Annotated in this window: 25 protein-coding genes and 3 pseudogenes; 12 read left to right on the top strand and 16 right to left on the bottom strand. The window is 70.1% G+C overall.

Features of this window, described 5'->3' with window-relative positions:
• Positions 1-121: 121 nt before the first annotated feature.
• A pseudogene (locus tag ACF1B9_RS30380) lies at positions 122-615 on the bottom strand (LysR substrate-binding domain-containing protein); the annotation flags it as partial.
• Complete coding sequence (locus ACF1B9_RS30375) at positions 501-1,106, bottom strand: TetR/AcrR family transcriptional regulator (RefSeq protein WP_391745682.1); 606 nt, start codon at positions 1,104-1,106, stop codon at positions 501-503. The gene ACF1B9_RS30375 and the pseudogene ACF1B9_RS30380, both read right to left, overlap by 115 nt.
• Positions 1,107-1,219: 113 nt before the next feature.
• Between ACF1B9_RS30375 and ACF1B9_RS30370 the strand changes: the two genes are divergently transcribed.
• A complete protein-coding gene (locus tag ACF1B9_RS30370) occupies positions 1,220-2,272 on the top strand; it encodes an alpha/beta hydrolase (RefSeq protein WP_391745684.1) in 1,053 nt (350 codons plus the stop codon).
• A 297-nt stretch (positions 2,273-2,569) separates the two neighbouring features.
• Here the strand turns inward: ACF1B9_RS30370 and ACF1B9_RS30365 are convergent, their stop codons facing one another.
• On the bottom strand, positions 2,570-3,208 hold the full coding sequence (locus ACF1B9_RS30365) for a hypothetical protein (protein WP_391745686.1): 639 nt from the start codon (positions 3,206-3,208) through the stop codon (positions 2,570-2,572).
• 133 nt (positions 3,209-3,341) lie between these two features.
• On the opposite strand from ACF1B9_RS30365, the gene ACF1B9_RS30360 reads away from it, so the two are divergent.
• Positions 3,342-3,590, top strand: a complete 249-nt coding sequence (locus tag ACF1B9_RS30360; RefSeq protein ID WP_391745688.1) for a hypothetical protein — start codon at positions 3,342-3,344, stop codon at positions 3,588-3,590.
• Positions 3,587-3,829 carry a hypothetical protein gene (locus ACF1B9_RS30355; protein WP_391745689.1) on the top strand — a complete coding sequence of 81 codons (243 nt, stop codon included), beginning with the start codon at positions 3,587-3,589 and terminating at the stop codon, positions 3,827-3,829. Before ACF1B9_RS30360 ends, ACF1B9_RS30355 begins: the two co-directional genes overlap by 4 nt.
• A 197-nt stretch (positions 3,830-4,026) precedes the next feature.
• Here ACF1B9_RS30355 and ACF1B9_RS30350 read toward each other — a convergent pair whose 3' ends face one another.
• Together ACF1B9_RS30350 and ACF1B9_RS30345 are read right to left on the bottom strand one after the other, a co-directional pair.
• Positions 4,027-4,374 carry an SCO0607 family lipoprotein gene (locus tag ACF1B9_RS30350; protein WP_391745691.1) on the bottom strand — a complete coding sequence of 116 codons (348 nt, stop codon included), beginning with the start codon at positions 4,372-4,374 and terminating at the stop codon, positions 4,027-4,029.
• A 241-nt stretch (positions 4,375-4,615) separates the two neighbouring features.
• The gene (locus tag ACF1B9_RS30345) at positions 4,616-5,407 is read right to left on the bottom strand and encodes a hypothetical protein (RefSeq protein WP_391745692.1); all 792 of its coding nucleotides are present in this window, start codon (positions 5,405-5,407) and stop codon (positions 4,616-4,618) included.
• 186 nt (positions 5,408-5,593) lie between these two features.
• On the opposite strand from ACF1B9_RS30345, the gene ACF1B9_RS30340 reads away from it, so the two are divergent.
• On the top strand, positions 5,594-6,604 hold the full coding sequence (locus ACF1B9_RS30340; RefSeq protein ID WP_391745693.1) for a phosphotransferase family protein: 1,011 nt from the start codon (positions 5,594-5,596) through the stop codon (positions 6,602-6,604).
• Positions 6,605-6,703: 99 nt separating this feature from the next.
• Here ACF1B9_RS30340 and ACF1B9_RS30335 read toward each other — a convergent pair whose 3' ends face one another.
• Genes ACF1B9_RS30335 through mshA form a run of 3 tightly spaced genes read right to left on the bottom strand, consistent with a single transcriptional unit; the run spans position 6,704 to position 8,793 of the window.
• A complete protein-coding gene (locus ACF1B9_RS30335) occupies positions 6,704-6,868 on the bottom strand; it encodes a hypothetical protein (protein WP_391745695.1) in 165 nt (54 codons plus the stop codon).
• A 52-nt stretch (positions 6,869-6,920) separates the two neighbouring features.
• A complete protein-coding gene (locus tag ACF1B9_RS30330; RefSeq protein ID WP_391745696.1) occupies positions 6,921-7,448 on the bottom strand; it encodes a YbjN domain-containing protein in 528 nt (175 codons plus the stop codon).
• Complete coding sequence (mshA, locus tag ACF1B9_RS30325) at positions 7,441-8,793, bottom strand: D-inositol-3-phosphate glycosyltransferase (protein ID WP_391745698.1); 1,353 nt, start codon at positions 8,791-8,793, stop codon at positions 7,441-7,443. The genes ACF1B9_RS30330 and mshA overlap by 8 nt, the downstream gene beginning before the upstream one ends.
• Positions 8,794-8,986: 193 nt before the next feature.
• Here mshA and ACF1B9_RS30320 point away from each other — a divergent pair, with 193 nt between their 5' ends.
• The 3 genes from ACF1B9_RS30320 to ACF1B9_RS30310 all read left to right on the top strand — a co-directional run bounded on the left by ACF1B9_RS30320 (position 8,987) and on the right by ACF1B9_RS30310 (position 12,903).
• The gene (locus ACF1B9_RS30320) at positions 8,987-9,778 is read left to right on the top strand and encodes a class I SAM-dependent methyltransferase (RefSeq protein WP_391745699.1); all 792 of its coding nucleotides are present in this window, start codon (positions 8,987-8,989) and stop codon (positions 9,776-9,778) included.
• A gap of 258 nt (positions 9,779-10,036) precedes the next feature.
• Positions 10,037-11,113 carry an NlpC/P60 family protein gene (locus ACF1B9_RS30315; RefSeq protein ID WP_391745700.1) on the top strand — a complete coding sequence of 359 codons (1,077 nt, stop codon included), beginning with the start codon at positions 10,037-10,039 and terminating at the stop codon, positions 11,111-11,113.
• A 401-nt stretch (positions 11,114-11,514) separates the two neighbouring features.
• Positions 11,515-12,903, top strand: a complete 1,389-nt coding sequence (locus tag ACF1B9_RS30310; RefSeq protein ID WP_391745701.1) for a PP2C family protein-serine/threonine phosphatase — start codon at positions 11,515-11,517, stop codon at positions 12,901-12,903.
• Here the strand turns inward: ACF1B9_RS30310 and ACF1B9_RS30305 are convergent.
• The 5 genes from ACF1B9_RS30305 to ACF1B9_RS30285 form a co-directional block, all read right to left on the bottom strand.
• Positions 12,885-13,217 (bottom strand): DUF2516 family protein, encoded by a 333-nt coding sequence (locus ACF1B9_RS30305; protein WP_391745703.1) that lies wholly within the window; start codon positions 13,215-13,217, stop codon positions 12,885-12,887. The genes ACF1B9_RS30310 and ACF1B9_RS30305 overlap by 19 nt on opposite strands.
• A 167-nt stretch (positions 13,218-13,384) precedes the next feature.
• Positions 13,385-14,035: a hypothetical protein gene (locus ACF1B9_RS30300; RefSeq protein ID WP_391745704.1), complete on the bottom strand. Its 651-nt coding sequence runs from the start codon at positions 14,033-14,035 to the stop codon at positions 13,385-13,387.
• 27 nt (positions 14,036-14,062) lie between these two features.
• Positions 14,063-14,566: a helix-turn-helix domain-containing protein gene (locus ACF1B9_RS30295; RefSeq protein WP_391745705.1), complete on the bottom strand. Its 504-nt coding sequence runs from the start codon at positions 14,564-14,566 to the stop codon at positions 14,063-14,065.
• A gap of 182 nt (positions 14,567-14,748) precedes the next feature.
• On the bottom strand, positions 14,749-15,708 hold the full coding sequence (locus ACF1B9_RS30290; protein ID WP_391745707.1) for a phosphotransferase family protein: 960 nt from the start codon (positions 15,706-15,708) through the stop codon (positions 14,749-14,751).
• A 342-nt stretch (positions 15,709-16,050) separates the two neighbouring features.
• Positions 16,051-16,710 carry a TetR/AcrR family transcriptional regulator gene (locus tag ACF1B9_RS30285; RefSeq protein WP_391745811.1) on the bottom strand — a complete coding sequence of 220 codons (660 nt, stop codon included), beginning with the start codon at positions 16,708-16,710 and terminating at the stop codon, positions 16,051-16,053.
• Between the two features lie 69 nt (positions 16,711-16,779).
• On the opposite strand from ACF1B9_RS30285, the gene ACF1B9_RS30280 reads away from it, so the two are divergent.
• The gene (locus tag ACF1B9_RS30280; RefSeq protein WP_391745708.1) at positions 16,780-17,181 is read left to right on the top strand and encodes a hypothetical protein; all 402 of its coding nucleotides are present in this window, start codon (positions 16,780-16,782) and stop codon (positions 17,179-17,181) included.
• 98 nt (positions 17,182-17,279) lie between these two features.
• On the opposite strand, the pseudogene ACF1B9_RS30275 reads toward ACF1B9_RS30280, so the two are convergent.
• Together ACF1B9_RS30275 and ACF1B9_RS30270 are read right to left on the bottom strand one after the other, a co-directional pair.
• Positions 17,280-17,390, bottom strand: a pseudogene (locus ACF1B9_RS30275) (VOC family protein); the annotation flags it as partial.
• Between the two features lie 131 nt (positions 17,391-17,521).
• Positions 17,522-18,190, bottom strand: a complete 669-nt coding sequence (locus tag ACF1B9_RS30270) for a class I SAM-dependent DNA methyltransferase (RefSeq protein WP_391745710.1) — start codon at positions 18,188-18,190, stop codon at positions 17,522-17,524.
• 307 nt (positions 18,191-18,497) lie between these two features.
• On the opposite strand from ACF1B9_RS30270, the gene ACF1B9_RS30265 reads away from it, so the two are divergent.
• The 4 genes and pseudogenes from ACF1B9_RS30265 to ACF1B9_RS30250 all read left to right on the top strand — a co-directional run bounded on the left by ACF1B9_RS30265 (position 18,498) and on the right by ACF1B9_RS30250 (position 22,657).
• Positions 18,498-18,950 carry a helix-turn-helix transcriptional regulator gene (locus ACF1B9_RS30265; protein WP_391745812.1) on the top strand — a complete coding sequence of 151 codons (453 nt, stop codon included), beginning with the start codon at positions 18,498-18,500 and terminating at the stop codon, positions 18,948-18,950.
• A gap of 10 nt (positions 18,951-18,960) precedes the next feature.
• Positions 18,961-19,101 (top strand): annotated as a pseudogene (locus tag ACF1B9_RS30260) (VOC family protein); the annotation flags it as partial.
• A gap of 143 nt (positions 19,102-19,244) precedes the next feature.
• Positions 19,245-21,635 (top strand): ATP-binding cassette domain-containing protein, encoded by a 2,391-nt coding sequence (locus ACF1B9_RS30255; RefSeq protein WP_391745712.1) that lies wholly within the window; start codon positions 19,245-19,247, stop codon positions 21,633-21,635.
• 113 nt (positions 21,636-21,748) lie between these two features.
• Entirely contained in the window at positions 21,749-22,657 is a 909-nt protein-coding gene (locus ACF1B9_RS30250; protein WP_391745713.1) for an aminoglycoside phosphotransferase family protein, read from the top strand.
• Between the two features lie 111 nt (positions 22,658-22,768).
• Here ACF1B9_RS30250 and ACF1B9_RS30245 read toward each other — a convergent pair whose 3' ends face one another.
• Positions 22,769-23,287, bottom strand: coding sequence for an O-methyltransferase (locus tag ACF1B9_RS30245; protein WP_391745715.1), 519 nt, complete (start codon positions 23,285-23,287; stop codon positions 22,769-22,771).
• Positions 23,288-23,446 lie beyond the last annotated feature (159 nt).

Genomic DNA, 23,446 nt, shown 5'->3' with positions numbered 1-23,446 from the left:
TGGCGGAAACACATGATCAAGCAGAGGCCGCCCAGCTGTCAGGCGAACGACAAACCCCACCAAGAAATGATCTTGGTGGGGTTTAAAGCCAAGCTAAGCCCCCCCGCCTGCGGGTTCTCCGGAACTGGAACCAGCGGCGGTCGCTCAGTTCGGCCAGCCGCAGCCGGTCGCGGCGGGCCAGCGGGTCGTCGGCGCGCAGGACCACGCCGACCGGATCGGCCCGCAGCGCGCACCGTCAGGGCGGTCTCGTCGAACGGTGCCCGGGTGAGGGCGACGTCGACCAGTCCGGCGCGCAGCCCGCACGTCGGGTCGGTCAGGTCGGTGTCGCGGATGCGGATGTCGATGCCGGGGTGTTCGGCGGTAGACCGCGGCCATCCTGGCCACTCCCGGGTCGGTGCCGTCGCCCAGGATGCCGACGGAGATGGTCGCGACGTCGGTCGCCGCGCTCACGCGTACGCGGACGCGGTCGGCATGGTCGAGTAGGCCCCGGGGCCCGAGGGTCAGTCCTTGGCTCCTCTCCTCAGGCCGTCCAGCACCATGTCCGTCAAGCGCTCCGGCAGGTCCGGCTCGATCGGGCGGTGGCCGAGCAGGGAGCGAGTCTGGAGCGGGGAGCAGAGCAGCTCCAGCGCCAGGGCCGTGTCGGTGTCCGTCGGGAGTTCCCTCCGTTCAACGGCCCGGCTGACGATGGCGCCGGCCTGATCGAGGCGGGACTGCCAGAAGGTCTGCCATGCCTCGGCGAGGTCGGGGTCGTCGGAGCTGAGCGAGGCCGCCCGGGCGATGGCGCGGCCGGTCGGGGTGGCGAGGTACCCGGCCAGCGCGCGGGCGAAGGCGGCCAGGTCGGTGCGGACTGCTCCGGTGTCGGGGACGGGGATGCCCTCGTCGCTTCCGGCCAGCATGGCGTCCAGCACGAGCTTCTCCCGGCTGCCCCAACGCCGGTACACCGTGGTCTCGTTGACTCCTGCACGGGCCGCGACCCCGGCGATGCTGAGTCGGGCGATGCCCTCCTCGGCCAGCACTTCCATGGTGGCCGCCAGAACGGCCTGGCGGATGCGCGCGGTGCGGCCGCCGGGGCGGCGGCGGATCGGCTCCGATTCTTCCTCGGTCATGTGTCGATCACCTCGACCACCACCTTAACGCAGGCGACTTGCATTAAGCGCCGCCCGGGCACATAGTCGCTAATGCAAGAGTTACGGCTTTAAGTGCAGCAGGAGGTACCACCATGTCTTTCACCTGGCCTCTGGACCCGCAGGAGCTGTTCGTCGAGCGCTACCCGCAGATGACCCTCGGCCTCCCCGCCGACGAGGTGGACGCGGTCCGCGCCGCCGTCACCGAGATGTGGCCCGACCGGCCCGGTAGCTGGGTGTACGAGTGGTCCGCCCTCGCCGCCCGGCACGCCGAGGCCGGGCGCCACCGCCTGTCGGCGCAGGCGTACGGCTGGGCCAAGTTCCCCTCGCTTGCCGACGACCCGAAGCGAACCGCGCTCGCCCGCCAGGTCGAGCAGTACGTCCTCGCTGCCCCCGGCTTCCCGGTGGAGTTCGAGCGGCGCGCGCTCACCGTCCCGTACCGCGGCGGCGACGCCACCCTGCCGATCCACCTGATGGCCGCCCCCGGCCTGTCCGCCGACGCGCCGGTCGTGCTGGCCAGCGGAGGCGTGGACTCCTGGAAGACCGACCTGCACGGCATGTGGGAGCAGCTCGCGTTCGCCCTGCCGGCACGACTCCTGCTGTTCGACCTCGCCGGCACCGGCGAGACCGCCCACCTGCCGATGACCCCTGACGGCGGGGCCGAGGTGATCGCCGGACTGGTCTCCTTCGCCCGCGCGGCCGGCAACGGGAAGGTCGGCCACTTCGGCATCTCGATGGGCGGTTACTACTCCGCCCGGAGCGGACTGACCGGAGCGGTGGACGCCTCGGTGGTGCTCGGCGGCCCGGTGGAGCGCTCCTTCGCTCCGGGCCGCGGCTTCGCCTTCGGCATGGACGGCATCGTCGGCAACGCCCTGGGCTTCGACGCCATGCCGAGCACGGCCGAGCGCGAGGAGGCCTTCGCGGCCTTCGACCTGCGCCCGCTGCTGGACCAGGACGCCAATGGGCCGATGCTCGTGGTCAACGGCACTGAGGACGTCCACGTCCCACTGGGCGACACCCTGGTGTTCGAGGGCCGCCGGGACACCCGGGTCGAACTGATCCCGGACACCGGCCACTGCGCCATCTCGCGCTTCGGCGAGGCGATGGCCGTGATCGCCCCATGGCTGAAGGACACCCTGACCGGCTGATCCGGCACTCCTGCCACGGACAGCTCACCGTGGCAGTCGGTTCAGGACGACGACGGCCTCCTCCGCCGGGCCGCTCCGGACGAGCAGCCCGGCGCGGGTGAGCGTCCGGACGTTGAACGGCACCTGGGAAATGATCTCCATCCGGCCGGGAACGTGGGTCGCGGGAGTACGAGGACATCGGCCGGAGCCAGCCGTCACCGGACTCGCCGGTGCTGACCACTGAAGCGTCAGCCACGCCCCGTGGCCCGCGAACGGTCGACGACTCCGCGTTTCCAGCGCCCCCGACTCCACGCCGGCTCAAGCGCCAGGAACCTCCGCCGGCCCGTACCGGTCCTCCCTCTCCCCGAGGGCCGACCCGATACGCGCCGCCAGCGTGTCCCACGGGCGGCACGCGACCACCGGCAACGCGTGCAGGGACGCCTGATCGGCAAGCCATCGCGAGTACGCCGCACTGACGCGGGCCCGATGCGCCTGCTCCCCGCACTCGGGCTCCCGCGCCGCGTAGTTGGCGGTGATCCGGTCCGGGTCCTCCTCGTGCAGGAACACCGCCCGCACACGGCGACCGGCCGCCCGCCCCTCGCGGATCGCTTCCACGGCCGCCGCCGGGGTGAGGTAGTCGCCCTCGACCAGGGCGGCCACGCCGACGGTCAGGCGGTTGCGTACGACGCCGAGCACCGCGGGCTCCAGAGCCAGGGCGGTGGCGATCTGAAGGTTCAGCACCTGCTCCACGGTGAGCCGCCCGGTGTCGGGAATGTCGGCGAAGTGGTGAAGGGCGGGGTGGTGTTGAGCTGTCGTCATGGCCTCGACGGCGCTGACGACGTCGTCGAACTCGACCACGAACCCTTCCGCCTCATCCGCGAGTTGGGCAGCGAGCCGGCTCTTGCCGATGCCGGACGCTCCACCGATCAGCAATATGTCCCACGATGTACCTGTCACGGAGCGAACGTACCGTGCGGGTTCCTCGTCCGTCGCGGGCCCTGGCGCTAACGTGGCCCAAGTACCGGACCGTGCAAGGACGGAGCCGACCTGACGGGCCGTGCGGAGAGCAAGGAGAGCGGGGAGAGCAACCATGGGCGAGCCCCTGAAGACCTACGTCGGTGGCGCCGAAGTCGACGTGCCCAACAGCATTCCGGACATCCGGGCCACCCTGCCCGAGGACAGACGCGAGGAGTTCGACCGCGCCATCAACGACGCCGGTGTCAGCGAGATCCAGGCGGTGATGCGGCATTGGATGCTGGAGGCCGTACCCGATCCGGAGGCCGAGAAGATCCTGGACCGGCTGGCGCAGGACGAGGCCGAAAGGCGGACGGTCGCTTGAGCTTCCGTATCTCCTACGCCCCGCCCGCCGACGACTCCCTGGCCAAGATGCGCGACGGCGAGACCTTCCGGGACGAGATGGCCCGCACTCTGGGTCTGGACCCGTACGGGCACGGGTCGTCGGCCGTCAAGAGCGAGCGCGACCGCCGCGAGGCGACGGTCGCCGGGGCCATCGTGCTCTATTACGTCTCCGGGACCGTCCTGATCGTCACCGTGGTCCGACTCGTCCCGCTGCCCTGACGGCACCGGGAGGACAAGGACCGAGGCCCCTCACGAACGGACCGCCGGACGGACACGCGCGACGCTCGCCCACGAACGGATCGCGGGCCGGGCCGCGCGACGCTCACCCATGAACGGACCACCCGGCGGACAGGCACGGCACTCAGCCGTCCACGCGCCTCCGCCCGCCCCTCGGAGCCCGGGGTGCCCGCCCGGTCTCACTCTCCGGGTTCGGCGGGGAGGTCGACGATCCTGCCGTTCTCGTCCAGGCTGTGGGTCTCCCAGTACTTGTCCCACTTGTCGCCCACGTGCTCGGGAACCTTGCCCTTCGGGTAGCGGGCGTATCCCTTCGGCGGCTCCTCGCCCTTGGGCACGCACGCGCGCCCGGCGCTCCCGACGGCCAGGACCGGGTACTCATCGCCGCCGCAGATGGCGTCCTGGAGCGAGCAGCCCGTGGTCAGCACGGCCAGGGTCACGGGGACCAGCGCCAGGCCGACCGCGATCCGGCCCGTTCGGCGTCCGCCGCTCGTGCGTACGGCGTGGTCACGTCGACTGGTCATGCGCATGCTCGACTCCCTCGGAACGACTGGCACGACTGGTACGACTGGTACGACTGGTACGACTGGTACGACCAGCCTGCCCGGAGGGCGAGCATCGCTCACGAGTAGGCGAGCATCGCTCATGAGTACGAGTACCCACCATGGCCGGGGTGCCGTACCCGTCCCGCGAGCACGGCACCCCGCCCGCCCTTACGACCTGGTGCACGACAGCGAGCGGGCTCCCGGCTCCCCATCGTGCACCAGGTCGTTACGCCAGCTTCGCGGCCTGCGCCTCGACCACCGCGGTCGGCAGCTCGAAGTCGCCGCCACCGCCCATCGCGGCCAGGTTCATCGAGGAGAACGAGGCGAACGACGGGCCCTGGCGCAGTGCCACGAGCTTCAGCTGGACCTTCTCCCCGTCCTGTTCCAGCTGGACCGTCCAGGCGGCCGCGTCCTCGCCGCCCTTGACCTTCTCCTCGGTGATCTTGCTGACCTTCTGCTTCTCGCCGGCCGCCGTGAAGTCGAACCCGCCCGCGCACTCGGTGGCGGCGGTGCGCAGCGCGGCAACCGATTCCTCCGCGCCCTTGCCGTCGTACGAACCGAGGGCGAGCTGCGTCGTCGTGATGTCGAACGCCGCCTTGAACGCACCCTCGGCGTCCGTGCCCTGCTTGTCCATGCTGCCCTTCTTGGGCTCGCTGACCACCGTCCGCTTGGTGAACGCGCCGGGCTCACCCACCTGCGCGCCCATCAGCGCGTCGGCCAGCGGAGCGCAGACCTCCTTCGCGACCTTGATGTCGTCGACCAAGACCACATCCTTGGCCGCGGCCTTGGAGATCTTGTGTCCCTTGACGTCACCCTGGGCCAGCGCGGCCTTCTCCAGCTCGGCGGCGGTCAGCGCCTTGGCGGCTTGCTTCGCGGCGGCGTCCTTGCCCTTGGCGTCCGCACCCTTGTCGCCGGCCCCGGAACCGGAGTCCGATCCGCCGCCGCAGGCTGTGGCGAGCAGGGCCAGGCACACCGTGCTGGCGGCAACGGCGGTACGGCGTATGACGGTGCGTCGCATGGTCCGGGGATCCGTATCTCTGAGCTGATTCTTCGGGTTTTGCTCACCCTATGAGCGGGAGTTGGTTTGATGATCAATCAAAGGGGGCACGGGATGCGATCGTGACGGCGCCGTGATCATCCCGTGAAGGCGCCCCGGGCCGCCGCGACCTCCACCGGACCGCAACACAGAGGGGCAATTCCGCACATGTTGACAGATGACTCAACCTCGGCCGTCCTCAGCTCAGTTGGCGTGACTGCGGACCGGATAGCCGCACGGACGCCCCTCGCCGGAGGCACGTTCAACGCAGTCACTCGTGTGACTCTCACCGACGGCGACGACTGGGTGGTGAAGACACCGCCGCCCGCGACGGCCGGAACCTTGATGAGTTACGAGCGCGATCTCCTGGTCAACGAGGTCGAGTTCTACACCCGGGCGGCCGGGTCGACGGTCATCCCCCGCGTCCTGCACAGCGAGCTCGACCCAAACGCCCCGACCGGCCCGTACGTGATCATGTCGGCCTGTCCGGGCCGGCCCTGGAACGAGTTCACCCCCGACTCCCTGTCCGCCGCGGAAGGGCGTCGGCTCCGCGGCGACCTGGGGCGGAGCGTCGCCCGGCTGCACTCCGTCACGGGGTCCGACGGCTTCGGCTATCCGGGACGGGCCGTGGGTCCGCTCGCCCCGACCTGGCGGCAGGCGTTCACCGCCATGACCGACGCCGTCCTCGCCGACGCCGACACCTACCGCGCCCGGCTGCCGCGCCCGACGGCCGGTATCCGCGCGCTGCTCGCCGCCGCGTCGCCCGTGCTCGACGACGTCACCCGGCCCGCCCTGGTCCACTTCGACCTGTGGCAGGGCAACCTTCTCGTCGACGGGGAACCCGGCGCGCGCACCATCGGCGGAATCATCGACGGGGAGCGGATGTTCTGGGGCGACCCGGTCGCCGACTTCGTATCGCTCGCACTGTTCGGGAACATGGAGGAGGACGTGGACTTCCTCGCCGGGTACGCGGAGGGCGACGGGCGCGAAATCGCGTTCGACGCGTCCGTGCGGCTGCGACTGGCGCTCTACCGCTGCTACCTCTACCTGATCATGCTGGTGGAGACCGTCCCGCGCCGCGTTCCGCGGGAGCAGCTGGACCGGACGTGGAAGGACGTCGGTCCGCAGCTCGTGTCGGCGCTGGAGGATGTGGAGGCGGCGCTGCGGACGAGGGACTGACCGCCGACCCGCAGCGCCCGCACCGGCTCAGAGCCTTCTCGGGTGGCCTTCGATCGGAGAGCGGACGAGCCGCCCGATCAGAGGCCACCCGACAGGTTCTCAGAGACGGACGGCGCGCTGGGCGTCGTGGAGGTTCGGCGGCCGGACCGCTTCCGGTGCGACGTACGCCTCCAGGCGGGTGTGCAGCTCTCCGGTGAAGTCCGGGAGGACGTCGGCCCAGCCCGGTCGTTCCGGTCGGCCGGTACGGTCGGCTGATCGAGCCACCGGGGCGGGCCGCTCGGCCGAGTCGGTCGAGCCGCCCAGGAAGGTCAGCGGGTCAGCGTTCGGAGCGCTGGGTCAGATGTGTGAACGCGTCCAGGTTCCGAGTGGACTCGCCGCGCGACACCCGCCACGCGTACTCCTTGCGGATCGCGCTCGCGAAGCCCAGCTCCAGCAGGGTGTTGAACGAGCCGTCGGCCGCCTCCAGGACCGTACCGAGCAGCCGGTCCAGCTCCTGCGGGGTGACCACGGAGAGCGGCAGCTTGCCGACCAGGTAGATGTCGCCCAGCTGGTCGATCGCGTAACTCACGCCGAAGAGACGGAGGTTGCGCTCCAGAAGCCACCGATGGACCGCCGCGTCGTTCTCGTCCGGGTGGCGGACGACGAAGGCGTTGAGGGAGAGCGAGTGCTTGCCGACCCGTAGCGAGCAGGTGGTGGACAGCTTCCGTGTGCCGGGGAGCTTGACGACGTAGCTGCCGGACTCGGGGCTCTCCCATTCGAGCCCGGCGTCCTTCAAGGTCGCCTCGATGATCTGCGCGACCTGCGCGACCTGCGTCGTCACCGCTCGATCGGGTACGTCAGCCATGGTGCGAGCGTACGCGACGGCGATGTTCCTGCATCGCTGCCGTGTACACGTCGGCGGTCGCGGAGGCGGCGGTGTCCCAGCCGAAGCCCTGGGCGTGCGCGGCGGCGGCGGTCCCCATCCGGGCGACCAGTTCCGGCGCTTCGGCGAACCGGGCGAGCGCCCGCGCGTACGCCTGTGGGTCGTGCCCGGGTATCAGAAAGCCGCTGACCCCGTCCCGCACCGCCACCGGAAGGCCGCCCACGGCCGCCGCGACGACGGGGGTGCCCGCCGCCTGGGCCTCGATGGCGACCAGGCCGAAGGACTCGCTGTACGAGGGCATGACCAGCACGGACGCGGCCCGGAACCAGTCGGCGAGCCGGTCCTGCCCGACCGGCGGGTGGAACCGTACGACATCGGCGATGCCCAGCCGTGCCGCCAGCTTCTGCAGCCCCTCCGGCTTGGCGAGCCCGCTGCCGCTCGGCCCGCCGACGACCGGTACGACCATCCGGGTGCGCAGCGAGGGGTCATGGTCCAGCAGGGCGGCGACCGCGCGCAGCAGCACATCCGGGGCCTTCAGCGGCTGGATGCGACCCGCAAAGAGCGGAATCAGGGCGTCCTGCGGCAGTCCGAGGCGCGCTCGGGCCGCGGCGCGCCCGTCGGCGGGGCGGAAGCGATCGAGGTTGACCCCGGGGTGGACGACGGCGACGGACCCGGGATCGGCGTCGTAGAAGCGGACGAGCTCGTCCGCCTCCTCGGCGGTGTTCGCGATCAGCCGGTCCGCCGCGCTGACGATCTGGGTCTCGCCGATGACGCGGGCGGCGGGCTCGGGGGTGTCGCCCTCAGCGAGCGACGCGTTCTTCACCTTCGCCATGGTGTGCATGGCGTGGACGAGCGGGACGCCCCAGCGCTGGGTGGCGAGCCAGCCGACGTGGCCGGAGAGCCAGTAGTGGGAGTGGACCAGGTCGTAGTAGCCGGGGCGCTGGCCGGCCCACGCCTGCATGACGCCGTGCGTGAAGGCGCAGAGCTGGGCGGGCAGCTCCTCCTTGGCCAGGCCTTCGTACGGCCCCGCGTCGACGTGGCGGACCAGGACGCCGGGAGCCAGGTCGACCGCCGGGGGCAGCCCGCCGGTGGTGGACCGGGTGAAGATCTCGACCTCGATGTTGATCGCGGCGAGGCGCTTGGCCAGCTCCACGATGTAGACGTTCATGCCGCCCGCGTCACCCGTGCCCGGCTGGTGCAACGGAGAGGTGTGCACGGAGAGCATCGCGATGCGACGGGGTCTGCGGTGGCCGCCGGGGAAGGCTGCGGGGAACCTGAGACGCGGCGCGACACGGCTGCTGCCGAGCCGGGAGACGTACTGACTCACGTCGTCCGGTCCTCCTCACTCAGGGCATGACAGCGAAGGGACTGGAGCCCCTTTCGAGGGCTGCAACAGCGGAACCTCTCCTTTCATTTCCGCTTTACCAAATCATTACGGCGAGCGGCCCGCACGCCGGGCCGGGCCCCGGCCCGGCCCCCGCGCCGGCCCGGCACCCCATGGGATCGTTACGCTCGCTTGCATGCGCCCCATCGGCACCCCGACCCGCGGGACCACCAACCCGAACCGGCTCCGCCGCATGGACCGCTGGATCGCCGCCACCCACGGCCCGGCCCTGCGCCGCGCCGCCGCCCCCGTGGCCGTCGACCTCGGGTACGGCGCCGCCCCCTGGACGGCCGTCGAGCTGCTGCAGCGCCTGCGCACCGCCGAGCCGCGCACGAGCGTGGTCGGCATCGAGATCGACCCGGAGCGGGTCGCGGCGGCGAAACCGTACGAACGCGAGGGTCTCACCTTCCTGCACGGCGGCTTCGAGATCCCGCTCCCCGAGCGCCCCGACCTCATCAGGGCCGCGAACGTGCTGCGCCAGTACGACGAGGGCGAGGTCGCCGCGGTCTGGGAACGGCTGTGCGCGCGCCTCGCGCCGGGCGGGCTGCTGGTGGAGGGCACCTGCGACGAGATCGGGCGACGGCACGTATGGGTGGCGCTCGGTCCCGAGGGCCCGCGCACCGTGACCTTCGCGACCCGGCTCGGCTCCCTGGACCGCCCCTCCGACCTCGCGGAACGCCTGCCCAAGGCGCTGATCCACCGCAACGTGCCGGGCGAACCGGTCCACGCGTTCCTCCGGGACTTCGACCGGGCCTGGGCCGCGGCCGCCCCGTACGCCTCGCTGGGCGCCCGGCAGCGCTGGATCACGGCGGTGCGGGCGCTGTCGGGCGACTGGCCGCTGACCGACGGGGTACGTCGGTGGCGCCAGGGTGAAGTCACGGTGAAGTGGTCCGCGCTCCGGCCCGACCGGCAGCCCGACACGCGCTGACAGCCCCGGCGGACCCCGCGTCCGGGGAGGCGGGCGGGAACGCGGGCGGGAACGCGGGCGGGGCATCGTTCGTCCTGATGATGGGGAGCGGTCCCCGGGACGCGGGGAGCGCTCCGGGGCGCAGGCCGACCTCCGTGACCGTCAGGACAGCGCCTGTGCGCCTCTGTTGCTTTTCGGTACGGCATGGCACGATCGCGTCGACGAGAAAAGTTACTGACGGTAAATCAGATTCATTGGATTCATTCGGAGGGGGATCTCGTGAACCGACGTCACTGTGCCGCAGCCGCGATCACTCTGGTCTGCGCACTGACCGCACTCACCGCACCGGTCCAGGCGTTCGCCGCGCCCGCACCCCCCTCCCCCTCCGTGACACAGCACCAGTCCGGGTCCAAGGCGCCGAAGAAGAGCCTCGAAGAGGTGCGCGAGGAGATCGACGCCCTCTACCGCAAGGCCGGGGCGGCCACCGATGCGTACAACCTCGCCGAGGAGAAGGCCAAGAAGCAGTCCGGCGAGATCGTCAAACTGGCCCGGGCCATCGTCCAGGGGCAGGCGAAGATCGCCGAGCTCAAGGCCCAGGCGGGCGCCCAGGCCCGCGAGCAGTACCGCACCGGCGGGCTCCCGCCCGGCGCGCAGTTCATGCTCAGCGACGACCCGCAGCTGTTCCTGGACGGGGTGAACCGCGTCAGGGAGGGCCAGCAGGCCGCCCAGGGCGTCCTCGGCGAACTGACCAGGACCCAGCAGGACCTGGAGACGTACACCCAGGACGCGAGCACCAACTGGGAGAAGCTCGAAGCCGGCCGCCTCAAACAGGCCGAGGCCAAGAAGAAGATCAACGAGCAGATCGCCGCGGCGAAGAAGCTGGAATCCCGGCTGAAGAAGGAGGAGCGGGCCCGTCTGCTGAAGCTGGAGCAGGAGGCCGAGTACAAGCTCCAGACGGCCTGGCTCAGTTCCGGTGCGCTGAAGGACATCAACCGCGAGGCGAGCGCGAGCGGAAAGAAGGCGGTGGCCTTCGCGACGGAGCAGATCGGCAAGCCGTACGTCTGGGGGGCCGAGGGCCCCAAGTCGTACGACTGCTCGGGGCTGACGTCACAGGCCTGGGCGGCGGCGGGCCGTCCCATCCCGCGCACCTCGCAGGAGCAGTGGCGGCTGCTCCAGCACATCGACATCAAGGACATGCGCCCCGGAGATCTGATCATTTACTTCAGCGACGCCAGCCACGTGGGCATGTACATCGGCGACGGCGCCATCGTCCACGCCCCCCGCCCCGGCCGAAACGTCACACTGGCGGGTGCGGGTTCGATGCAGATCCTCGGCGTGGTCCGCCCGGACAAGTGACGGACACCTCCGAGCACGCGGGAGCACGCGGCCACCGGACGTACGAAGAGGCGGCGGCCGACCGTACGAAAAGGGAAAAACCGGCCGTACGAAACAGGGGAGCGCCGCCCGGCCCGGCGGAGAAGCCGTCCGGACGGCGGACCGGGTCCTCACGGCAGTGACCCGCGCCACCCGCCCTCCACCACCCCGCGTGACGTTTGTCATGCCCCCACATCCGCCCCCCGCCCCCGCTCATCTCGCCGGATCCGTGACCTGACGCGGCTTATGCCGGTGCATACGCCGGCGGTCGCGTGCGGTACGTCATTCCGTTCCCCGGCCGCGGACCGCTATGGTCCCCGTCTGGCGGGTCGTCGATCGTCGCTCCGCCGCGCCCTCGGGGGGAGGGAAGGAAACCCGAACCGATGCCCGTACCCGTACCGCAGCAGCGCGCCGTTCCCCCTGCGGAGACCTCCCATGGCACCGACCTCACCCTTCTGGTGATCGGGGACGACCCGGCGGGCACCTTCACCGTCCCCGAGCTACCGGCCGCGGCCGGTACCCGGGTCCGTATCCGCACCGCCCGCAACCTGACCGAGGCGGGCCGGCTCCTCACGGACGACGTGGACTGCGTCCTGCTGGACCTGGCCCTGCCGACCGGCGGCGAGGCCCGCTCCAACGGAGCGGAGGAGGCCGACCGGCTCGCCGTCCTCAAGCACGTCCTTCGGATCGCCCCGCGCCATGCCGTCCTCGCCCTCACGGCGGAGGACGACGTCGAGCTGGCCGCCGAGGCGGTACGGGTCGGGGCGCAGGACTACCTCTTCCGCGGCGAACTCGACGGGCGCCTCCTCAGCCGTGCCATCCGCTACGCCGTCGAACGCAAGCGCGCCGACGTGGCACAGCACCAGCTCACCGAGTCCCGGCTGCGCGCCCAGGAGAACGCCCGCCTCGAACGCGGCCTGCTGCCCACCCCGTTGCTCGAAGGCTCCGATCTGCGCTTCGCGGCCCGATACCGCCCCGGCCGCAGCCGGGCGCTGCTAGGCGGAGACTTCTACGACACGGTGCGCACACCCGACGGCACCGTCCACGCGATGATCGGCGACGTCTGCGGACACGGCCCGGACGAGGCGGCGCTCGGCGTGGAACTGCGCATAGCGTGGCGGGCGTTGACCCTGGCCGGGCTCTGCGGCGACGAACTGCTCTCCACGCTCCAGCAGGTCCTGGAGCACGAGCGGGAGAGCGAGGAGATCTTCGCGACGCTGTGCACCGTCGACATCGCGCCCGACGGCAGGCACGCCGGCCTCTGCCTGGCGGGCCACCCGGCTCCGCTGATCGCGCGGCACGGCCGCACCGCGCGCCTTCTCCCGTATGAGGACGGCGGCCCCGCCCTGGGTCTGCTGCCCCGCGACGCCCTTCCCCAGGCACTTCGAAAAGGGGATGCCGCGTGGCCGCTCCGGCAGGTGAAGCTCGGCGGTTCCTGGAGCCTGATGATGTACACGGACGGGCTGATCGAGGGGCGTGTGGGGCCGGACAGCACCCAGCGGCTCGGTCAGGACGGAATGGTCGCGATGATCAACCAGCAGCTGGCGGAGGGGCTCGCCGGCGAGGATCTCCTGGAGGCCGCGGTCGCCCGGGTCCGAGAGCTGAACGGCGGCGAGCTGACCGACGACGTCGCGGTCCTGCTGCTCGACCGCGACCAGGAACTCGTCCGGCGCGAGGGCACGGACGGCGACCGGGGCGCGAGCATCCCGCACCCGCGCCCCGAATCGGTCTCACCCACGGCTCCCGCGAACGCTCAACGCCCGCCGTTGTAGGGCCCGTACGGCCCGTCACTGCTGGAGCCGCCGCGACGACCGCCGCCCGAGACCCCCTTCAGCGCGGGTCGTACGTCCACCAGGAAGACGATGGACGCGACCAGTCCCGCGATCTGCAGGAACAGCATCGGCACGAAGAGATTCACGGCAACGGTGATACCGAGGATGATCAGCCAGAAGGACTTCTTCTGCTTGTCCGCGGCGCGGTAGGCGTCCTCACGGGCCGTCGCGGCCAGGAACAGGGCGACCACGGCCAGGACGAGCATGACCATGTAGAGCAGCCAGACGAGTGTGCTGAATCCTGTGAGCAACATGGTGTGCACCGCCTAATGAATGGATGAGCGCCTCGCGGCCAAGGTACCGGGACAACGAGCCGGGCGCCCTGAAAGGTGCCCGGCTCGTTGCTCCGTACACACCCCGGCGGCGCCGGGGCTCAGGGCCTCTCGTTCGGATCATGCCGGGCCGATCCGGACGGAAGCCCCTACTTCGCGGTCGGCGGAGTGGTCTTCTTCGCGGCGGGCTTGCGCGCGGGCGCCTTCTTGGCGGACGCGGCCGGCGCCTTGCTCTCCGGCTTGACGGCCTTCGGAGCGGGCGAGGGCTTGGCCGGCCCCGGCTTGGCGGTCTGCCCCGGCCTGGCGGCCGGCTCCGTCTTCGCGGTGCCCGTGGGCCTGGACTCCTTGCGCGGTTCGACGACGACGGCGATCTCGACGATCTCGTCGGCTGTCTCGCCACGCCAGTTCCTCACGGTCTGCTCACCGCGCTCGGCGACCTTCTCGTACGTCTCCCGGGCCCGGACCGCGTACTCCGCTGCCACTCCCAGACTCCGCATCGCCAGGTCCTGGGCATTCTCGCCCAGCTTCCGCAGATCGCTGTCGAACGACCCGATCACCTCGGTGACCTTGGCCTGCACGGTGGCCTGTGCCTCCCTGGCCTGCGAGGTCATCTTCTCCTGCACGGCCTTGGGGTCTGCGTTGCGCACAGCCTCGATACGCTCCGGCGCCTCGGCACGCAGCTGCTCGATCAGCGCCGGGACCTTGCGCGCCTGCTCGACGGCGAGGTCGGCCGTACCGGCGGCGAAGTAGAGGGGGGTCGGGTCGGTGAGGGTCTTGCGCAGGTCATCGGTGATGGCCATGACTGTGGTCCTCCCGGATCATCAGACTCAGTGTGAGGGTTTTGAAGGCTTTGAAGCCGGGCCGGCATCGCTGCCGCCGGCCGTGCGGTGGCCGTCGGCGCCGGGGCGGCCGTCCGCTCCGGCGCCCGATCCGGACTCGCCGCCGGTCTCCGATCCGGCTTCGACGCCGGATTCCGGTCCGGGCTCGAACCCGTTCTCCTTGCGGAAGGAGTCGTAGATCTGCAGCAGCACACTCTTCTGCCGCTCGTTTATGGACGGGTCGGCCAGAATCACCGCCCGCGTCTCCAGCTCCTCCCGCTCCCGCTCATCCAGAATCCCGGCCCGCACATACAGGGTCTCGGCGGAGATCCGCAGCGCCTTGGCGACCTGCTGCAGCACCTCGGCGCTCGGCTTGCGCAGCCCGCGCTCGATCTGGCTGAGGTAGGGATTGGACACCCCGGCGGCATCGGCGAGCTGCCGCAGCGACAGCTGCGCGTTGCGCCGCTGCTCGCGCAGATACTCACCGAGATTGCCGACGTTGAGGGATGCCATGCATCAATGGTGCGCCACCCTTGCTAACTTTTGCAAGCACCCGCTTGCAAAAGTGCGCCACACCACTCGCACGGAGGGGGTCCGCGTGTCCTGTCTCGCTGAAGCCGAGGAGTCTCGGTCTATGTGAGGCATCGGGCCGTACGTCTCGCTCAATCTCGGGCATCTGCTGCTGTGTCCCAGTGTCAGCCCGGCGCGTCCATCAGGGCGGTGACATAGGCATCCAGCCGCTCCTCCACGGCTCGCGTCGTCAGCTCTGTCCTCCCGGCCTCCCGCCATGGCTGCGCCACCAACTGCACTTCTTCTGAGGCGGCCAGCCCGTCCCGCACCCGCCAGTACAGCCGCTCGCTCGCGGTCGCAGCCAGTACCCCGCCGGCCTCCTCATACGCCTCAGCGAACCGCAGACCCCACGCCGGGCCGTGCAGCAGCGCGAGATTGACGGAGCAGTGCGCCACATCGAGATCCGTCGGTCCCCAGGAGGTCGCTGCCCAGTCGATGACGCCGGTGATCCGGGCACCTGCCGGTTTTGAAGGCGGCACGTCGAACAGCACGTTGCCGGGTTGGAAGTCCCTGTGCAGGAAGCGCCCTTCATAAGGCGGCGCGGGCTTGCGGATCACGTCGATCGCCGCGGCCCATGCCGCCGCGTCGGCGCCCTTCGGAACCACGACGGTGTCGGCGGTCGTCAACGTCACATATCCCTGAGGCCGCTCGGTGGGTCGCAATGCGTGGATCGCAACGAGTTGACGGGCCAGCAGGGGAACGCGCGTCTCCATTCCCTCATCGTCGAGGACCGTCCGGCCCGCCAGATGTGTCATCAGGAGCGACGGATACTCGCACTGCGCGGCGGTCGGATCAACCGCGACCAGTCCAGGAGCCGGCACGCCGGTCCCCGTGAGCAGGGTCAGGGCGCCAGCCTCCCTGTTCAGCCCGTCCTCGGCGTGCTCCACGTAGAACGGGTCGACGTAGGTCCGCAGCACCAGGTCACGGGTGCCTCCGTCCCGCGTGCCGATGATCAGCCTCCGCATTTCGGCGGTGATGCCGCCGTGCAGCACCTCGGCTCTGACGATCCGTTCGCCGACCTCCAGGTGTCGGCTCACCCAAGCCAGTGTCAACGGTCGGACACTCGCGGCCCCATCGCGGTTCATCACCGTGCCACCTCATCATCCGGACGGCGGCACGGGCGAAGGTTTTTATAGGTAGTGATGGCCGTGCGGCTCAGTCCAGCAAGCCTGAGTTCGGACACAGGTGCTCGACGAGGCGCCCCCCGACCGACAAGCCGCACATCGAGAGTGGGTCGTTGCCATCCGGCGGTCGAGGCCGCACGGCGGGCTGCGGGACCCGCTGATGCCGGCCAGCGCGGCGTACTTCTCGTTCCGGCTCAGCGGCCCAGGAGGAGTACATCCAGCTCTGCCCCGCGAGCGGCGGGTCATCGGTCCCAGCGGAGTGTGGATCAACAACCGCACCTACGACGCTTGCGCATTCGACCCCTACCGACGCCAGCCCTCCGGCGCCGGTCCGGACGGCAGGCTCTGAGAGTTCCCGTGACCGATGAGAGACAGGTCGGATACCAAAGCGCGGGCAGTATCGGCGAAGAACTGCTCGTCGGCACCAGGGGCGAGGCCGAGGGTGACGCCCTGGCCGAGGCCGACGAACAGTGCCCTGAGTGCGGTGGTCAGACGCTGTGCCTGATGCGGCGTCACGACGCTCCCGTTGTGCGATCTTCCGGTGAACAGCTCGATCAGGTGGTTCTCCTGCGACCGGATGGACGTGGCGAGCTGCGCCCCCAGGTCGGGGTCGTGCAGGGCCATGTCCAGCAAGGTGATCTGGAGCGACAGGGCAGACCGCGCGTCGGGGGCGTCACAGCTACGCCGATAGTGCCGAGCGAAGGCGTCGACCGCTTCGATGAGATCCAGTCCGCTTGGAACCGCCTGCTCGATCTCTTCGTAGTACGGCCGCAGGTAGTCGGCGACGAGGGCGACCACCAGGCCGTTCTTGCTCCCGAACAGTGAGTAGATGGCGCCGGTGGTCAGGTCGGCGCGTTCGGCGATCTCATCAAGCTTGGCCCGGTAACCGTCTCGGGAAACGACCTGGAAGGCAGCGTCCAGCAAGGCACGGCGGTTGCGTTCCTTGGTCTCCGCTCTCGTCATTCTCATAGTTTGATTATTACCGTAATCTCGTTACGGAACCAGTCGGACGAGCTTCAGGGAGGAACGCTCATGACCCAGGTCGTGGCACCGCGGGTGACCCGCCAGACAGTGGGGGCCATCGCCGATGGCGCCTTCAAGGTGTTGCTCGCCGCTGTCTACATCGCCGGCGCTGCCCCACTCGGCCGGTTACTCGACACGCCAGCCTGGCTGATGGTTGTCTCAGGCACGACCCTGCTGATCGGCGGTGGCATCGAGATCGGATATACGCGCAGCCGATCGATGCACACCTACACCCGGCTCATGGTCGCCTACGACAGCGGCTGGGTGCTGACGGCACTTGTCGGCGCCCTGATGGCATGGCAGGGCAGCAGCGCCGGAGGTGAAGTGTGGATCGGGTACCAGACAGCCGCCCCCATAGTGTTCGCCGCACTGCTGATCGCCGCCAAGCCTGCCCAGACTGCCTCGGATTGAGCGAGACAGCCGACCCGCCCTCGTCTCGCTCAAACTGAGGCACCCCAGGTCAGGTGCTCACGCTGCCTCACCTTCAGCGAGACCGGACACCCGACTGGGTTCGACTTCGGGTGGGGGGCGAGGCCGGTGGCCTGTTGATAGAACGCCGCCAGAGCCGGCGGATCAGGGCAGTCGAGCGATATCGCGCTCAGCTTCATCCGCAGGGGCATGTCACCTCCGGGTCGACTGATGGATCTTCGCGATGCGCACCGTGGAGGTGGCCGCATACGGTTGAACGGGGCACCGACCGCCGACCCGTCCCACTCATCCGTAGGCACCTGCCGCTTCCGACGCCTGATCCTCAGCCGGGTCGCTCGGCCATGACGACCAGACCCGGCCCGCTGTACTCCTCCGGGGGGAGCCGGAGTTCGGCGACCGGGCGCAGGCCGGCCTGCTCGATCAGGTCCACGAGTTGCTCCGGCCGCCATTTGTGTGTCGTCCAACGCACGGGCACACCTCCGTAGGCCTCGGTGCGCACCGCGTCTTCGTCGCCGACGTGCGTTGCGGTGATGAAGTGTCCGCCTGGCTTCAGGGCGCGCGCGAACAGGGCGAGAACCTGAGGAAGGACATCACGGGGGAGGTTGAACAGTGACCACCACCCGAGCACGCCGCCGAGGGACGCTTCACCGAGGTCGAGGTCGGTGGCGGAGGCGACGCCGAAGCGGCATTGCGGATGAAGACGGCGCGCGTTCTCGATCATGCGAGGAGAGAGATCGACCCCGGACACGTCGAGTCCGCGTTCGGCGAGGTAGGCGGTCACCGTTCCGGGTCCGCAGCCGACGTCGAGGACGGGCCCGAGCCCGCTCACGGTGTCGGCGAAGGCGTCGATCGATGCCTTGAGCCATGGATGCCTACGGATGTCGCCGACTCCCGTTGTCACGACCATGTGGGCGTAGTTGTCGGCCACTCGGTCATAGGACTCACGAACCACGTCGAGATCGGCCGGGCGGTCAATACGGTGTGCGCGCATCAGCCAACCATAGGACTGTGCGAGGGCCTTGGGACCGGTACAGCGGTTGGCGCCAAGCCGTTGATCACGGCCCGGCTGTACGCGTCGGCCAAGTGGATCCGGACAGCGATGAGCCTGTTCGTACACCGAGGCATCCCGGCCGAAATGACAAGGCGCAGATCAGAGGCACCTCATCGTTCAGGTCTCCCGGGAACGGACAGCCCCGGCCTCTGCCGCAGCACGACGGCGTCGCACCGCGTGGCGTCCGTGCGATGCTGGACCGGTGACACTATCGGACCTGGTTCGGCTCCGCCGGGCCCGCGACCTGATGGACCGCTCCTACGCGGAACCGCTCGATGTCCCCGCACTGGCACGCGCGTCCCACATGTCGCCCGGCCACTTCTCCCGCAGCTTCCGCGCCGCCTTCGGAGAGACGCCGTACAGCTACCTGATGACGCGCAGGATCGAGCGAGCCAAGGCCCTGCTGCGGCGCGGCGACCTGTCGGTGACGGAGGTCTGCTTCGCCGTCGGGTGCACGTCGCTGGGGTCGTTCAGCTCGCGATTCACCGAGCTGGTGGGCGAGAGCCCGAGCGCGTACCGGGCGCGCGCGCACGAGCAGGGCGCGGGCATCCCGGCCTGCGTCGCCAAGATCCTCACGCGCCCGGTCAGGAACAAGGAACGCGACCGGACACGGAAGGCGGAGCCGACCGGAAACGCAGAACCGGCCGAGGAGGCGGAACCGGTCAGGAACGGAGAAGCGGAGCGCACGGCCCGCCCATAGCGTGAGGTCCATGGAAATCAGGCTTTCGCGGTGCTTCATCGCCGTCGACGACCACGACAAGGCGCTCGCCTTCTAGCGGGACGTGCTCGGATTCGAGGTGCGCAACGACGTCGGGTTCGAGGGGATGCGCTGGGTGACGGTCGGCGCGCCGTGAGCCCCCCGGCACCGGCCCGGCTCCGCAGCCGGTGAGTCCGGCCGGTGCGTAATGGACGTACTGCTCAAGGCCGGTCGGTACGAGCCGGGCGACACCGATGAAGACCGCGAAGGCGGTCCCGCGCAACAGATGGAGACACGATGAGCACGGCCACGAGCACGGACCCGCAGTCGCCTGCGCCGAACATCGCCGACAGTCACGCACTGATCCGCGTGCACGGCGCGCGCGTGAACAACCTCAAGGACGTCAGCGTCGAGATACCGAAGCGCAGGCTGACGGTGTTCACCGGTGTCTCCGGCTCGGGCAAGAGCTCTCTGGTGTTCAACACGATCGCCGCGGAGTCGCAGCGGCTGATCAACGAGACCTACAGCGCCTTCGTGCAGGGATTCATGCCGACGCCGGCGCGGCCCGAGGTCGACGTACTCGAAGGGCTGACGACGGCGATCATCGTCGACCAGCAGCGGATGGGCGCCGACCCGCGCTCCACGGTCGGCACCGCCACCGACGCCAACGCGATGCTGCGCATCCTCTTCAGCCGGCTCGGGAAGCCGCACATCGGCCCGCCCAGCGCGTACTCCTTCAACACCGCCTCGGTCCGGGCGAGCGGTGCGATCACCGTCGAGCGCGGCAACAAGAAGGCGGTGAAGGCGACCTTCAACCGCACCGGCGGCATGTGCACGCGCTGCGAGGGCCGCGGCACGGTCTCCGACATCGACCTCACCCAGCTCTACGACGACTCCAAGTCGCTCGCCGAGGGCGCGTTCACCATCCCCGGCTGGAAGTCGGACAGCTTCTGGACCGTGCGGGTCTACGCCGAGTCGGGCTTCCTCGACCCGGACAAGCCGATCCGCGAGTTCAGCGAGAAGGAGATGCGGGACTTCCTCCACCGCGAGCCGACCAAGGTGAAGGTCGAGGGTGTGAACCTCACCTACGAGGGCCTGATCCCCAAGATCCAGAAGTCGATGCTCTCCAAGGACAAGGAGGCACTGCAGCCGCACATCCGCGCGTTCGTGGAGCGGGCGGTCACCTTCACCACCTGCCCCGAGTGCGACGGCACCCGGCTCAGCGAGGGGGCCCGGTCGTCGAAGATCGGGCGGATCAGCATCGCCGACGCCTGCGCGATGGAGATCCGCGACCTGGCCGCATGGCTGCGCGGCATCGAGGAGGCTTCGGTGGCGCCGCTGCTCACCGCGCTGCAGCAGACGCTGGACTCGTTCGTGGAGATCGGCCTCGGCTACCTCGCGCTCGACCGCCCGTCGGGCACGCTGTCGGGCGGCGAGGCGCAGCGCGTCAAGATGGTCCGCCACCTCGGCTCCTCGCTCACCGATACGACGTACGTCTTCGACGAGCCCACCACGGGCCTGCACCCCCATGACATCAGCCGGATGAACGACCTGCTCCTGCGCCTGCGGGACAAGGGCAACACGGTGCTCGTCGTGGAGCACAAGCCGCAGACGATCGCGATCGCCGACCATGTCGTCGACCTCGGCCCCGGCGCCGGCTCGGCGGGCGGCACCGTCTGTTTCGAGGGCACGGTCGAAGGACTGCGGGCCGGCGACACCGTCACCGGCCGCCACTTCGACGACCGGGCCGCCGTCAAGGAGACGGTGCGGGTGCCCTCCGGGGCGCTGGAGATCCGCGGCGCCACCTCCCACAACCTGCAGAGCGTCGACGTCGACATCCCGCTCGGGGTGCTTTGCGTGGTCACCGGTGTCGCGGGCTCCGGCAAGAGCTCGCTCGTGCACGGATCGATCCCTTCCGGCGAGGGTGTGGTCTCGGTCGGCCAGGGAGCCATCAAGGGCTCCCGCCGCAGCAACCCGGCGACGTACACGGGGCTGCTCGACCCGATCCGCAAGGCGTTCGCGAAGGTCAACGGCGTGAAGCCCGCGCTGTTCAGCGCCAACTCCGAGGGCGCATGCCCCACGTGCAACGGCGTCGGCGTCGTCTACACCGACCTGGCGATGATGGCGGGCGTCGCCATCCCCTGCGAGGAGTGCGAGGGGAAGCGGTTCCAGGCATCGGTCCTCGAATTCCACCTCGGCGGCCGTGACATCAGCGAGGTGCTCGCGATGTCGGTGTCCGAGGCCGAGGAGTTCTTCGGCGAGGGCGAGGCGCGCACGCCGGCCGCGCACAGGATCCTGCAGCGGCTCGCCGACGTCGGGCTCGGCTACCTCAGCCTCGGCCAGCCGCTGACCACGCTGTCCGGCGGCGAGCGCCAGAGGCTCAGGCTGGCCACGCACATGGCCGAGAAGGGCGGCGTCTACGTCCTCGACGAGCCGACCACCGGCCTCCACCTCGCCGACGTCGAGCAGCTCCTCGGCCTGCTCGACCGGCTCGTCGACTCCGGCAAGTCGGTCGTCGTCGTCGAGCACCACCCGGCGGTCATGGCGCATGCCGACTGGATCATCGACCTCGGCCCCGGCGCCGGCCACGACGGCGGCCGGATCGTCTTCGAGGGCACCCCCGCCGACCTCGTCGCCGCCCGCTCCACCCTCACCGGCGAGCACCTCGCGGCCTACGTCGGCAGCTGACCTGGGGTCTCACCGTCCACGTCCCGCCGAAGCGACCGCGACCCCTGACTCGCGTGGGGTGCCGCGGGGGAAGTCGCTTGCCGTGCCGCGAGGAGGGAGGCGAGACTTCCGGCGTGACGCTTCACGAGAACGAGATCCCGATCGACGAGGCGCTGGTCAGGTCGCTGCTGGAGGCACAGCGCCCGGAGTGGGCCGACCTGCCGTTGTCACCCGCGGGCGCGGGCACGGACAACATCATGTACCGGCTGGGCGACGACCTTCTCGTGCGCCTGCCACGAACCGCCGGAACGGGCCGGTCCGTACGCAAGGAACAGGAGTGGCTTCCTCGGCTGGCACCCCTGCTGGCCTGCCCTGCCCCCGAGCACGTCCACGCCGGGACGCCCAGCGGCGCGTTCCCACTCGTCTGGTCGGTCCACCGCTGGATCGACGGTGACGAAGCCGGCCCGGACACCGTCCGGGACTGGTCCGCCTTCGGAGCCGACCTGGCGGCGGTCGTGCGGGAGCTCCACGGCGCCGACCTCATGGGAGCGACTCGCACGGATGACCTCAGCTGGTATCGCGGAGGCAGCCTGCGGGCATGCGACCAGTGGGTCGGCCGGTGTTTCGAGGACTGCCGGGCCACCGAGGGCCTGGATCTCGACGTCGAGACCCTGGAGCGGTTGTGGCGAACCGCGCTCGCCCTGCCCGATCCCTCGGGACCTCATGTGTGGCTCCACGGCGATCTCAAGCCCACCAACCTCCTGGTCCGCGAGGGCAGACTCCAGGCGGTCATCGACTTCGGGGGGCTCTCGGTCGGCTTTCCCGACGCCGAGCACGCCACGCTCTGGGACCTGCCGCCCCGGGCACGGCAGGCCTACTGGAACACCCTGGCCCTCGACGAACCGACCTGGGTCCGCGCCCGCGCCTGGGCGATCGCGGTCGGCGTCAGTGGAATCTCCTACTACTGGCACACCTATCCCGCCTTCGTCGCCGAATGCCGGGCACGACTTCAGGCGATCCTCGCCGACGCCGCCGCTCGTTGAGCGGCGGGTCATGCCTCGTCGGTCGCGTTCTTCTTCCGCCGACTCCACGCCCGGAGCCCATGAGGCTGACGCGGGCACCCGCGCCCGGCACGATCCGGACGAGAGGCTCCATCAGAGGCGGCGCGCCCCGACAACCACTGAACTGGCTGGTGTGGTGAGTATTTCAGTGGCGTCCAGGGCTGGATGAGTGAGGTAGAACATGCGGAGCTCATCCACTTCGCCGCCGAAACGGGGCGGCCAATGGGGCGAGGGGGTGAAGTCGTCGAGGACGAGAAGGCCACCGGGAGCAAGCAGTTCGACGACTCGCCGGGGGTCGTCGCGTTTGCCCCCGCCGTCGCAGAAGAAGACGTCGAAGGGGCCGTGCTGCTCAAGCAGCCGCCAGTCCCCGGTGAGAACGCTGACCCGCTTGTCGTCCGCGAAGACGCCGGCCGCTCGGCCACTGTGCAGCCAGGCGGTGCCCACGCCCGAGCCCGTGCCGCTCTCCGCAATGATTCCGTGGGGTTTCGCAGCAGCGGCCAGCCTGAGCAGCCTGCCCACTTCAGGGAGGCAACTCTTCTTGAATCCCGCCTCGGAGGCGACACGCTCTGCCGCCACCACACGAGCCGGGACCTCACGTTCTGCCATGATCACGCTCCCCTTCACTGTGAACACGACGCTATCCGCCGACAGAGGCGTCCGCCCGGGGTTCGCGTGTCCGGACCGGGCGGACCTTCACGGTCGAAGCACCGGCGAGTGGGCCGCAGGCCGGCGCCCCCAAGGCCGCACGCCGGTCGATGCCTGCTCGAAACC

This window comes from Streptomyces sp. NPDC014727 (assembly GCF_043083485.1).
In the GTDB taxonomy this organism is placed as follows: Bacteria; Actinomycetota; Actinomycetes; order Streptomycetales; family Streptomycetaceae; genus Streptomyces.
Note: the sequence above shows the minus strand (reverse complement) of the source record. Positions and strands in the feature narration are given on the sequence as shown.